Genomic DNA, 13,423 nt, shown 5'->3' on the forward strand with positions numbered 1-13,423 from the left:
AAATGTTGCCATAGGTAAGAGAAATATTCATCTTTGAATATTTCTCTGGCCGAAGGCCACATCTCTCTTAGCGTAGCTAATATTTATCCTATGTTCCACAGAAAGTCCTATAAGGAGTTTTTGTTGGTCCAGGTAAAGAAGTGTATTCCTCTTGCTCCTTAGAATATTCATAAGGATTTTTAATCACATCTAAAAGCTTATCCATAATACTATAATCATCGGCCTTTACAGCAGCATCTAATGCTTCCTCCACCCTATGATTTCTTGGTATTATTGAAGGGTTATTATTTTTCATAAGCTTCATTACTTCTTCTTTGGTCTTATCTTGCTTTGACAATCTTTGTTGCCATAATTTATACCAATCTTTAAATCCTTCTTCATCAGCCATCTTCATTTCATCTAAATTTCCAATAGTTAATGAACGGAATGTATTTGTAAAGTCAGCACCATACTTATTCATAATACTTAAGAGGCCTTCTATTAACTGTTCATCTTCTGCCTTCTCAGTAAACAATCCAAGTTTCGCTCTCATTCCAGATATCCATTTTCCCTTAAATATCTCTGGATACTCTGCAATAGCTTCTTGGGCTAAGTTAATAGCTTCGTCTTTATCATCACTTAATAACGGCAATAAACTTTCAGCAAACCTTGCAAGGTTCCAAGCTCCTATATTAGGTTGATTTCCATAAGCATAACGCCCACTTCTATCTATTGAACTAAATACAGTACTAGGATTATATACATCCATAAAAGCACATGGTCCATAATCAATAGTTTCTCCACTAATCGTCACGTTATCTGTATTCATAACACCATGAATAAAGCCTACTAGTTGCCATTTAGAGATTAAATCAGCTTGTTTTTTTATTACCTCTTTAAGGAATTTAATGTACTTATTATCGTCATTAATTAATTCTTTATAATGTCTCTCGATTGCATAATCTGCTAAAGCCCTTAAATCATCAAGCTTTCCATAGCTTGCTATATATTGAAAAGTTCCTACCCTAATATGACTTGAAGCTATACGTGTTAATACTGCTCCCGGCAACAGCTTTTCCCTAATGACTGTATCACCAGTTTCAACTACTGCTAAACTACGAGTGGTTGGAATTCCAAGACCATACATAGCCTCACTTATAATAAATTCCCTAAGCATAGGTCCTAGTGCCGCCTTCCCATCTCCACCTCTTGAATATGGTGTCTCACCTGAACCCTTTAGCTGAATATCTACTCTTTCATTTTTAGGTGTTATAAGTTCTCCAAGAAGTACAGCTCTTCCATCACCTAACATTGTAAAATATCCAAATTGATGTCCTGCATAAGCTTGAGCTATAGGCGTTGTTCCTTCTAATATTCTATTTCCAGAAAGTATGTCTACTCCTTCTGAACTTTCTAAATACTGTGAATCTAATCCTAGTTTTTCTGCTAATGAATAATTAAAAGTAACAAGCTTAGGCTTAGGTACATGACTTGGTCTTTGCTTACTATAAAACATTTCTGGTAATTTTAAATATGTATTCTCTAACTTAATTTTTATCATCTCCTTATAAATTATAAATAGTTAATGTCTATATCTTTAACTTACCCAAGCTATAATTTTTATATTATCTTTTTATAAATTATATATTACTATATTAATTATTAAAAGATAAATATTATTAAGTAGTATTTTATTTTCTAATATTTTGTATAAATTTTATATTTTAAAAAATACATCAAACACGAAAAAATCATACTTGATGTATTTTTTAACATTCTATCTAATTGCTCCATATAGTAGGATCTTTATAATAATTTATTTCCTCATTCATCATTCTTTCACCTTGTTTTTGCAATCGAACTTTATACTCAGACCAATTTCTTTCTTCCTTAGGTGTCCAACCTATTTCAGCATATCCTAATAATCTCGGATATATCATATAATCCATTTGATCTTGAGTCGAAATATTTTCAGTCCATAATGGTGCTTCTATACCTAATACTAAATTCTTTGGAGCAAAGTCAGTAGGATCCCAATTATATGCAGTTTCTACTGGTATATATCCCGCCCAATCTGATCCATATGGAGTGCTCTCATTATATTTCATATCTAAATAAGCTTTACTTGCTATGGAAATTATCATTTTCATATTCTTTTTTCTAGCAGCTTCATTAGAATCCTTCCAGTTTTGTAGTATTACACTTGAATTTATTTCAGGAGAAGTATCTATTGGATCCCAGCCTATAGGAGTCTTTCCATACTTTTCTGCTATTTTAGCTACTCTTCCAACAAAGTAATCATAATCTGCCTTTGGCGTAGCTTCTGCCTCATCCCCTCCTATATGAAAATACTTTGAAGGAGATATCTCAGAAACTTCTTTAATTACATCATCAATAAATTCATATGTTTTTTCATCATGTGTCATGAAAGAGCTGAATCCAACATTTGTCCCTGTATATAATGGCTTTCTCTCTCCATCCGGATTTAAAAAGCCATAAGAAGCTAATGCTGCATTAGTATGTCCTGGCATATCAAATTCAGGAATTATTTCTACATATCTATCTTTAGCATATTCAACTATTTCCTTAAATTGCTCCTGTGTATAGTATCCTCCTTGCCCTCCACCAACTTCAGTACTACCACCTATTAAAGTTAAGTCAGGATATTTTTTAATTTCTAAACGCCATCCTTGATCGTCACTTAGATGTAAATGTACTCTATTTATTTTATATTGAGCTGCTAAATCTATTTGACGCTTAACCTCATCTTCAGTAAAAAAGTGTCTTGCTACATCAATCATTAATCCTCTGTAGCTATATTCTGGCTTATCATCTATTGTTGAAATAGGAACTGTCCATTTAATATTACTCACAACTGTAGCCTTTTCAATATCTGATGGTAACAACTGTCTTAGTGTTTGAACCCCTCTTGAAATCCCTTCAGGTTTAAATGAAATAATCTTAATCCCCTGATTATCAGTTATAATCTTATATCCTTCATCACCTTGAACTTCTTCCCCTCCTATAGTAGTTAAATAAATATTACCTTCTGGTGGATTATCACTTTTAATAATTTTAAATTCAAATCCAGTTGATGGTTGTAATTTTCCTTTTATAAATTCTGCAACTTTATTAATTTCATCTGTTTCTTTTTCAGTTTTTCCTTTTATATAAATTGAAGTATCATTAGTAATATTAAATTCCCCAACACCTTTTTCAAAACTTAATGGCTTTGGGATGATATCATTTACATTTTCTTGTGCTTTAACGTCTTTATATGCTATAGCAATTATTATAAAAGCTACTACCACTATAAATCCCGTCATCAATTCAAATTTTTTTCCTCAACTTATTATTAAATTTTATTTTCATTTGTTCACCATCCTATATACTAAATAATTTAGTTTTTAATAAATCTTCATTATTATTTTATAACCTAAAGGGTGTATTCTATACTATTCTTATATTGCTTTACTATCAACTTTATCTATTTTAACATCATAATTTTTTCAATAAAAAAAGAGGTAAAATCTATTTAAAATCTTACCTCTTACATATTCATATTTTAGTTATTTACAAAACTACATTTCTAATTAGTATTTATTCGTCTTCTTATTTTTCTATAATCATTACCTTTCTCTCTTACTAATATAATACCTAATACTATAAACGTAATTAATTCAGCTAAAGGTAACGATAAGAAAACCCCAGTAACTCCAATGAAGGGTGGTAATATTACTGTAAATAAAAATTGAAATACAAATCCCCTTCCTACTGAAATTACATTAGCATAAACATTTTTACCTATTGCTTGGAAATATCCACTCATTGTAAAAATCGTTCCAATTATAGGACTTCCAATGCAATAAATTAATATCTTATTATAAGCAAAATCTAAACTTTCTGCTCCTATACCAAATATTGAAATCATTTCTCTACCAAAAAGAACTATACTCGTGTAAACAATAATTCCTCCAATTATACAAATACCAATAGTTATATATAATAGTTTTTTCATTCTCTCTAATTTATTTGCTCCATAATGATATCCTATTAAAGGTTGTAAACCTTGAGCTATTCCCATACATGTATTTACTAAAAAACAATTTATATATGTGGCAACTGTATAAATAGCTACATCTACTGTATTTCCATAAGCAAACATAGTTCTATTCTGTACTAAAAGTATGATCCCATAAGATAATTGTACTGCAAAACTAACAAAACCAATTTTTAATATCTTCTTTAAAATTCTAAAATCTAGTTTAAAATATTCTTTTCTTATTTTTATATTTGATTTTCCCTTTATGAAATGTAATAAGGATACTACCATAGTTATAAAGATACTTGCACTAGTTGCTAAAGCTGCACCTTTTACACCATATCCAAGCTTAATAACAAATAACCAATCTAATATAATATTAGCAATAGCTCCTATCCCAATCATTATCATTGATAGATCTGGCCTACCACCAGTTCTAACTATAGGATTTAACGCTGTTGAAAATATATATGGTATAGAAATAAAAAATATTATTGTGTAGTAATCTCGTGCATACTCTATAGTATCAGCTGTAGCACCTAACATTCTTATTATAGGCTCCCTAAATATAAGACCTAAAAGCATCACTATACTTCCAATAATAATAATTGACTTAATAGCAGTTCCTAAGGATTTTTCAGCCTTTTCCTTATGTCCTCTTCCCATATGGATAGCTACTATACTGCTTGTCCCAATTCCTATCATTAAACCTATCCCAACAACTAATGTTACAGCAGGCCAAGCAATATTCACACCAGCAAGTCCAGCTTCTCCAACACCTTGTCCTACAAAAATACCGTCTACCATTGTATATATAGTATTTAAAACAACTCCTACTATGGAGGCTACAACAAATTTAGTCCATACCTTAAATATATTCATATTTAATACTTCATTTATGTCCATAATTTCACCTTTCAACATTATAAAAATTGCAATAATATAATAATCCTTGCCTATTATATCATTAACTTTCTCAAAATTATATGGATATTTTTATGATTTATTTCTCTTTTAATTAATTTGAATATAGTTATCTTTTTTAAGCACACTATAAATATAAATACTTAAGGAGGTAATCTACTTATGAAAAATATTAAATTAGTTTCCGCATTATTATTAGCTATGCTTTTAACTACTTTTATAAGTTGTAGCAATAATGGCTCAAACAAAAATAATTCTTCAAACAATTCACAAAACACAACTGAAAATAATACTTCTACTACAGCAACAACTAAAGAAGATTATGAAAAATACTTAACAGAAAGATATACTCATTACTTTGGAGACCCTAGTAAAGCTCCTGAATATGATATATATGCTGAAGACTTCACTTTTAATGGTACAACTGAAGAATTTCTAACTATATATAATAATTCTTATAATGACCTTAAAACGAATTTAGAAGCATTTAAAGCTGACTTACAAAACTATGTAAAAAAAGGAACTCCTGAAGTTGACAAATTAAATGCCGATGTAATTGCTGAAGTAGATAAAACAATTACTGCTGTTGATAAACATAATGCAGGTTTTGTGGAAACAACTAAAGACTATGCAACTTTAGCTAAAGATGAGGTAGTTAAGGGGCTTAGAACCATAGGAAACGCTTCTCATAATGCAATGAATGATTTAAAAGAAATGGTTAACAATGCTAAATCAAAACTTAGTATAAGCTAACCTTTAACCCTATGATGTCTTGAATATATTTTCTCATATATGTAAAAAAGACTGTCTCAAAATTTATTTATCAATTTTGAGACAGTCTTTTGATTATTTATTATTATAGTAACCCTTTTACCATTGGATTAATCTTCGATCTATCAAACTTTCCAGCAATTTTAGGCATTATTTCTTTCATTATTTTACCCATGTCTTTCGCTGTATAATTTCCATTAGCTATTATTTCTTTTAACATTTCACTAACTTCTTCTTCAGTTAATTGCTTTGGAAGATATGGTGTTAATACTTCTAATGCAAAGTTACCTTCTTGAATTTTTTCTTCATTATTTGCTTGCTTAGCATATTCTAAAGCTTCTTTAGTTTGCTTTATACTTTTTTCAATTATTTTAATAACATTTTCATCTGAAATGTCTTCTCTGTTATTAACCTCATAAGCTTTAATTTCAGCGCTAACCATTCTTAAAACACTAACTCTTGCCTTATCTCTTGCTTTCATTGCTGCTATTTCATCTTTTTTTAATTGTTCTTTTAACATCTCTTTGTAATCTCCTATCTATATATATTTTAATTAATAGTTATCTATATAGTTAATTTTTATTAATAATAATAAAATAAATCAACTCTTTTAACTTCTTTATCTCATGATTCCTCTTATTATAATATTATATACCAATATAATGAAATAATAAACGTTAATTAATTTCTGAATTAAACTTATATCCAACACCCCATACTGTTTTTATAAATATAGGCTTTTACAATCAGCTTCAATTTTATTTCTTAATTTATTTATATGAATAATTATATTATTATCATCAAAAGAGTATTTCTATAACAAAATCCATGATATATCTATCATGGATTTTGTTATTAAGACTATTATATTTTAAACACTATTCTCTAAGTTACTATTCATTTCTGTTAGTTGCATCTGTATATATAGTTTATGAGCAACTGCCATAACTGTCGACCTTACCATTTCACTTTCTAATGTATTTATCGAGGCAGAACTAGGATAAGAAAAATCCCTAGTTATAAAAACAGCTTCTATGGCTTTCTCTGCTTCTGTACAAAAATAATCATAAGCCGTATCTATAGGACAACTCTCTATTTGTACATTTATGAGACTACATATTTCTTGTAAGCTAAATACCTGCTTTAATACGCAAACTACAATTAGATATGCTAAATGCTTTTCATTATACTTTTTATCTTTTGGAGGTGATACCACCTTTTGCTTTACATAATTATTAAGCATTGTTGGCGTTAATATTTTTTCATCTGTATTAACATTTATTGATTTAGCCACATCTTCTAAATATGTAATTACCTGATCTTTATATAAAGGAACACGTGGTAACTCATTGAATCTTGGCAAATGAAATTTAGAACTTTCCATTAGTCCCCCCCTAAAACTTTCTATTTTAATGCTTCATGTTTTCTTATATATTGAATTGCTACACATCCTGGACCACCTTGAGTTGTAAACGCAGGACCTAAAAGTTTAACTTCAATATCAGCATTTTCTATATGACCTAATATAATGTTTTTGGCTTCTTCTGCTAACTCTTCTTTACAAGCGTGTGAAATATATATTTTACAATTTGAATCAACGTTATCTTCTAACATTGTTTCGCAAATTTTTTGTATTGCCTTTTTAAAAGTACGCTTTGTAGTGAACTTAACTAAAGATTTTTTATCTTCTGCAAGAGTCATTACAGGTACTAGCTTTATTAACCCACCAATTTTACCAGCTAATGGTGATAATCTTCCCCCTCTTACTAAATAATCAAAATCATTAGGTATTAAGAAAGATTTGGAGTTTTCTACAGTTTCATTTATCTCTGTAACTATCTCCTTAACCTCAATACCATTTTGAGCTAAAACTACAGCTAAATCAACTAAGTATTTTTGAGGTCCACATAATGTTTGCGAATTAATTACATGAATACGCCCTGGATTTTCATCCATATTTTTCGCCATACATGCTGAGTTATATGTACCTGATAACCCATCAGCCATTGATATATTTATTATTTCATCCTCAGGATATTTGCTGTATATTTCTAATACTTCTCCTATTGACGGCTGAGAAGATGCTGGTATATGTCCTTCATTAATTATCTCTATAAATTTTTCTGTATGAATATCTTCATATTCTTTATATGTATTACTGTTAATAGTTACTGCAAGTGGAGCAATTTCAATTCCTTTAGCTTGTCCATCTTTTTTTGAGTAAAGTGATGATGAGTCTGATACTATTCTAATCATAAATTTCTCTCCATTCAATTTATATTCTATCCTAAGTAATTTTGTCTATCAATCTAATTCATCTAGTTTTAAAAACTATTTGTTTTAGATTAACACCCTAAAACTATTTTGTCAATAAAATTTACATTTTCTTCATAGTATATTCTAATAACATTCAAAACACATAATTATTCTTTAATTCCATTTTTTACTTGACATAACCTTTTCATTGTTATAATATTAACATAACATGTTACGTAACGAGTTATGTTAATATTACATTTAGGGGGACAAAAATGAAAAAAAGATCAATCTTAAGAAGAATTAGTGCTTTGTTATTAAGTACTACAATGCTATTTAGCATTATGGGATGTAAGAATAGTAATTTAGAAACAACTCAATTATCTTTCAAACCTGGTACATATGAAGCATCATCTAAGGCCCACAACGGTGACCTAAAAGTTCAGGTTGAAGTTGATGATACTTCTATAAAATCTGTCACTGTTATCGAACATGGTGAAACTCCAAATGTTTCAGATGCAGCTTTAGAAAAGGTACCTGCAGCTATAGTTACTACTCAAAGTGTGGCTGTAGACATTGTTTCAGGAGCTACTTATACAAGTAATGCTATCATTGAAGCTACAAAAATTGCTTTACAAGAAGCTGGTGGTAACTTAGAGTTACTTAATGTAAAAAAGGAACAAACTGAAAAAGTTGAAGATATTGAAAAAACTGCTGATGTTATAGTTGTTGGTGCTGGTGGTGCTGGTCTGGCAGCTGCAGTAAGCGCTTCGCAAAATGGTGCAAGCGTAATAGTAATAGAAAAGATGCCTAGTGTTGGTGGAAATACAATAATATCTGGTTCAGGATATAATGCAGTTGATCCAAAAAGACAAGAACCATTAGGTATTGAAGATAGTATTGAACTACACTATACTCAAACATATGAAGGTGGAGATAAATTAGGTAATCCTGATTTAATTAGAACCCTTGTTGAAAATGCTTATCCTGCATTAGAGTGGCTTGAATCTCTTGGAATGGAGTATACTGATAATCTAATAACAGTTTTAGGTGGATTATTCCCAAGAGGACATAAACCTGTTAAACCTTTAGGAACTGGGTATGTTGATGCATATATGAATTACATAAATAGTAATGATGTTGAAGTAATGGTAGAAACCAAAGCTGAAGAGCTAATTATTGAAGATGGCATAGTTACTGGAGTAATTGCGTTAGGGGCAAATGGTAATAAAGTAACTTTAAATGCTAATAATGGGGTTATACTAACAACTGGTGGATTTGGTGCTAATGTTGAAATGCGTCAAGAATATAATAAAAAATGGCCTACATTAGATGAAACAATAAAAACTACTAATGCTCCAGGAGCAACTGGTGATGGCTTAATTATGGCCGAAGCTGTTAATGCTAATCTTGTTGGAATGAATGAAATTCAACTTTTACCTATGGGAGATCCAAACACAGGAAGCTTAAGTGGTAAAGTTGGTGTGGGTGTTGCAAGTAATGTTTTCATTAATAAAGAGGGAAATCGTTTTGTTGCAGAGGATGAGCGTAGAGACGTTATGACTATGGCTTTATATGAACAAACTGATAAATGGCTATGGGAAGTAATAGATTCTGATACTTATCCAACACCAGAAAGCAAAAATAACTTTAATCAAACTATAACTGAATTAGTTGAACAAGGTATAGTTATTAAAGCTGATTCTCTTGAAGAATTAGCAGAAAAATTAGATCTTCCATACGAAAATCTAAAAGCTTCTTTAGATAAGTATAATGAAGCCGTAGATAATCAAGGTGGAGATGAATTTGGTAGAAAAATATTAGAACAAAAAATTGATACAGCACCATTTTATGCAGGTGCAAGATCAATAACTGTTCACCATACAATGGGTGGTCTTGAAATAAATACTTCTGCTGAAGTAATAAATAAAGATAGTGAAATAATTGAAGGGCTATTTGCTGCTGGGGAAGTAACTGGTGGTGTTCATGGATCAAACCGTCTTGGTGGTAATGCTTTAGCTGATATTACTGTATTCGGTAAGATCGCTGGTGAAAATGCTGCAAAAAACAAGCTTAAATAATAAAAAATAGTTTTCCCTATAAATTATTTACCCTATAGATCTATTTTACAATAAATCTATAGGGATTTTTTTTATCTTTCAAAATATGGTATAATGTAAAAATCTATATGAAATCAATATATAAATTTAAATGATAAGGTGATTGTTAATGAAGGAGTCGCAAAAGCATATTGATAAAAAAGCTGAAATATTAAAGGATGCAATTACAGTAATTCAAAAGTATGGATATGAAAATGTATCTATTAGACAAATCTGTAAAGAACTTAATATTACTACTGGCACATTCTACCACTATTTTAACGGTAAAAATGATATTATTGCTGAACAATTCACTTGGATGGATCAGCGCTATTTAACAGAAGTAAAACCCAATTTAACAAATGATAATGAATTAGATAATATACTCTATTTTTGCAACTTTTATGCAGAATTCACATATAAAAAAGGATTAAGCAAAAGTATTGAGATTTCTCAAATTAAACTTACTGATAATAATGGATTTTATACTTCAAATCATAGAATTATGAAACAAATATTACTAGAAATAATCCAACGTGGTCAAAATAAAGCTCAAATAATAGATACTGTTTTAGCCGAAGATATAGCTGATATGATTCTTGTTATGATACGAGGTTATTCATTTGACTGGTCTAGAAAAGAAGCTACTTATGATTTAATTTATTATACTAATTTAAATATAAAACTTTTCTTAAATGGTATATCCCAAAACACCTTCCTATATTTTTAGGAGGGTATTTTTATTTATATAATTATATATTAATTAATCAGGTAATACTATTTATGTAATTAAATAATAACTATATGAAAGGTGCGATATTTGTGAGAGTGAGAAGATCTTTAAACCCTGAAGTTGCTATAACTCAAAATTCTAATGAATCTTTAGCTATAAAAGAAGGCTTAAGCCTTCTTAATATTTCTTCCATGATAAAAAATGATGATGTTGTTGTAATAACACCTAATTTTGTTAATAAAGGTGGTGTTGGATATGGTGATGTAGTTGGTCCTGAAAGCCTAAGAGAACTAATAAAAGTTATTAAGTGTTGTAACCCTAAAAGGGTTGTAGTTGCAACAGCATCTGCTGAAAAAGATATTGAATCCGTAATGAAGGATATAGGTTATACAGATGTTATAAAATCAGAGAAGGTGGAATTCATCAACTTAAACTATGGACCTTTTATAAATGTTCCATTAAATCATAGCAGCCCAACTTCAACATCATTAAATAAACTATACGAAGAAATGACCTTTCTAATATCTTTTACACAACTTAAAATCCATGAAGAAGCTACCATGTCTGCATCTATAAAAAATATAGCCATGGGATGGCCATCTTGTGAAGAGCATGGATATCCTAAGAAAAACTTAGGAATACATAAAGACTTACATGGCTTTATCACTGCCATGCTTGAAAAGTTTACTATCGATTTATCAATAGTTAGTGTAAACCCTGCAATGATAGGAACCGGTCCTCATAATGGAATTGGAAATCATACTGGAATTGTTTTATGCGGTACTGATCCTGTTGCTACAGATACTATCGGCGCTAGACTCTTAGGATTTAAACCTCAAGCTATAAACTATTTATATTCTTCAATAAATAAAGGTTTAGGCTGTGGAGAAGTAACACTAGAAAGTAATTCTCCTATAAAAATATTAGGAATGAATTTACTTGATGCAGAAAAGCATTTTAATAAATGTGCTTATGGAAAAGAGTTTTCTGTTGATAAGTTAAATAATTAATAAAAAAATAGCAATAGATGTAAAATATCTATTGCTACCCATAATTTATTATATTTTATAGTTCTTCACCATTTGTAGATATTACATTTTTATACCAATAAAAGCTCTTCTTTCTCGCTCTATCTAATGTACCTGTTCCATCATTATTTTTATCAACATAGATAAATCCATATCTTTTCTTCATTTCTCCAGTACCAGCACTTACAAGGTCAATACATCCCCATGGAGTATATCCCCATAATTCAACACCATCAGCAATTGCTTCTTTCATTTGCTCGATATGAGCTTTTAAGTAGTTAATTCTATAATCATCGTTTATTGATCCATCAGCTTCAACTGTATCAACAGCCCCTAATCCATTTTCAACTATCATCATTGGAATTTGGTATCTGTTATAAATTTGATTTAAAGTAGTTCTTAAACCTACAGGGTCAATTTGCCATCCCCAATCACTTGCTTCTAAGTAAGGATTCTTTAAGCCCATTGAAAGATTTCCACCAGTAGTTTCAACATTTGGATCTTTACTTACACAGTTAGTCATATAGTAGCTAAATGTATAGAAGTCAACACATCCATTTTTAAGAGTCTCTAAATCTCCTTCTTCCATCTTTATTTCAATATTATTTTCTCTAAAGAAACGTTTAGCAAATCCTGAGTATGCTCCTCTTACCTGAACATCTCCACATAAGAAATTAGAGAATTCTTCTTGTTGTTGAGCTAATAATACATCTTCTGGATTACAAGTATAAGGATATAATTTTCCATAAGCTATCATACATCCGATTTTAAACTCTGGATTTATTGAATGTGCTAATTGAACCGCTTTAGCACTTGCAACAAATTGATGGTGTAATGCTTGGAAACATTCTTGCTTATGATCATTTCCACCAGTTCCAAATGTTAATGATCTTATATCATCAAACATTACTCCTGCACCCATGAAAGCTGCAGCTGGTCCATGAGTTAAAATGTTAATTTCATTAAATGTTAGCCAGTACTTAACTACATCTTTGTATCTGTTAAATATAGTTTCACAATATCTTAAATAACAATCTATAGTTCTTCTATCTTCCCATGCATTCCATTTTTTTGTTAAACCAAATGGTGTTTCATAGTGAGAAATAGTTACTAATGGTTCTATATTATATTTCTTTAATTCAGCAAAAACATCATCATAGAATTTTAACCCTTCTTCATTTGGTTCTAATTCATCTCCATTTGGGAATATTCTTGTCCAGTTCATAGACATTCTAAAAGTTTTGAATCCCATTTCAGCAAAAAGTGCTATATCTTCTTTATATCTGTGATAGAAATCAATTGCTTCATGACTTGGATAATAAGTTCCATCTTCTATCTCTGTAGTTATTCTTCTAGCAACAGTATGAGTACCACCTGTCATCATATCAGATGAACTTAACCCTTTTCCTCCTTCTCTATATCCACCTTCAAATTGGTTAGCTGCAGTAGCTCCACCCCATAAGAAATTTTCTGGGAATTTAATATTGCTCATAATTACCCTCCATTATTTAAATACTATTATTTTTCTATTTATTTTCCTCTTTAGCCAAATTATAAATCATTTTATGAACAATAGTCAATTTATTTAGTT

Annotated in this window: 11 protein-coding genes; 4 read left to right on the forward strand and 7 right to left on the reverse strand. The window is 30.0% G+C overall.

Annotated features, from left to right (window positions below; translation table 11 throughout):
- Positions 1 to 88: 88 nt before the first annotated feature.
- The 3 genes from H8S20_RS05095 to H8S20_RS05105 form a co-directional block, all read right to left on the reverse strand.
- Positions 89 to 1,540: a protein adenylyltransferase SelO gene (locus H8S20_RS05095; protein WP_032117799.1), complete on the reverse strand. Its 1,452-nt coding sequence runs from the start codon at positions 1,538 to 1,540 to the stop codon at positions 89 to 91.
- 220 nt (positions 1,541 to 1,760) lie between these two features.
- The gene (locus H8S20_RS05100) at positions 1,761 to 3,305 is read right to left on the reverse strand and encodes a beta-N-acetylhexosaminidase (RefSeq protein WP_186859447.1); all 1,545 of its coding nucleotides are present in this window, start codon (positions 3,303 to 3,305) and stop codon (positions 1,761 to 1,763) included.
- Positions 3,306 to 3,568: 263 nt separating this feature from the next.
- The gene (locus H8S20_RS05105; protein ID WP_243177518.1) at positions 3,569 to 4,945 is read right to left on the reverse strand and encodes an MATE family efflux transporter; all 1,377 of its coding nucleotides are present in this window, start codon (positions 4,943 to 4,945) and stop codon (positions 3,569 to 3,571) included.
- 162 nt (positions 4,946 to 5,107) lie between these two features.
- Between H8S20_RS05105 and H8S20_RS05110 the strand changes: the two genes are divergently transcribed.
- Positions 5,108 to 5,698, forward strand: coding sequence for a hypothetical protein (locus H8S20_RS05110; RefSeq protein WP_032117795.1), 591 nt, complete (start codon positions 5,108 to 5,110; stop codon positions 5,696 to 5,698).
- Positions 5,699 to 5,801: 103 nt separating this feature from the next.
- On the opposite strand, the gene H8S20_RS05115 is transcribed toward H8S20_RS05110, so the two are convergent.
- The 3 genes from H8S20_RS05115 to H8S20_RS05125 form a co-directional block, all read right to left on the reverse strand.
- The gene (locus tag H8S20_RS05115; protein WP_032117794.1) at positions 5,802 to 6,236 is read right to left on the reverse strand and encodes a GatB/YqeY domain-containing protein; all 435 of its coding nucleotides are present in this window, start codon (positions 6,234 to 6,236) and stop codon (positions 5,802 to 5,804) included.
- Between the two features lie 351 nt (positions 6,237 to 6,587).
- Positions 6,588 to 7,100: a DUF1836 domain-containing protein gene (locus tag H8S20_RS05120; RefSeq protein ID WP_032117793.1), complete on the reverse strand. Its 513-nt coding sequence runs from the start codon at positions 7,098 to 7,100 to the stop codon at positions 6,588 to 6,590.
- Between the two features lie 20 nt (positions 7,101 to 7,120).
- Positions 7,121 to 7,972, reverse strand: coding sequence for a DegV family protein (locus tag H8S20_RS05125; RefSeq protein ID WP_032117792.1), 852 nt, complete (start codon positions 7,970 to 7,972; stop codon positions 7,121 to 7,123).
- Positions 7,973 to 8,247: 275 nt separating this feature from the next.
- Here H8S20_RS05125 and H8S20_RS05130 point away from each other — a divergent pair, with 275 nt between their 5' ends.
- From H8S20_RS05130 to H8S20_RS05140, 3 genes are all read left to right on the forward strand, one after another.
- Positions 8,248 to 10,053, forward strand: a complete 1,806-nt coding sequence (locus H8S20_RS05130; RefSeq protein ID WP_032117791.1) for a flavocytochrome c — start codon at positions 8,248 to 8,250, stop codon at positions 10,051 to 10,053.
- Between the two features lie 148 nt (positions 10,054 to 10,201).
- Positions 10,202 to 10,801, forward strand: a complete 600-nt coding sequence (locus H8S20_RS05135; RefSeq protein ID WP_032117790.1) for a TetR/AcrR family transcriptional regulator — start codon at positions 10,202 to 10,204, stop codon at positions 10,799 to 10,801.
- A 92-nt stretch (positions 10,802 to 10,893) separates the two neighbouring features.
- A complete protein-coding gene (locus H8S20_RS05140) occupies positions 10,894 to 11,814 on the forward strand; it encodes a DUF362 domain-containing protein (protein WP_032117789.1) in 921 nt (306 codons plus the stop codon).
- Positions 11,815 to 11,869: 55 nt separating this feature from the next.
- Here H8S20_RS05140 and H8S20_RS05145 read toward each other — a convergent pair whose 3' ends face one another.
- On the reverse strand, positions 11,870 to 13,324 hold the full coding sequence (locus tag H8S20_RS05145) for a 6-phospho-beta-glucosidase (protein WP_032117788.1): 1,455 nt from the start codon (positions 13,322 to 13,324) through the stop codon (positions 11,870 to 11,872).
- Between the last annotated feature and the right edge of the window lie 99 nt (positions 13,325 to 13,423).

It is taken from the genome of Clostridium hominis (genome assembly GCF_014287825.1).
Taxonomy (GTDB): Bacteria; Bacillota; Clostridia; order Clostridiales; family Clostridiaceae; genus Clostridium; species Clostridium hominis.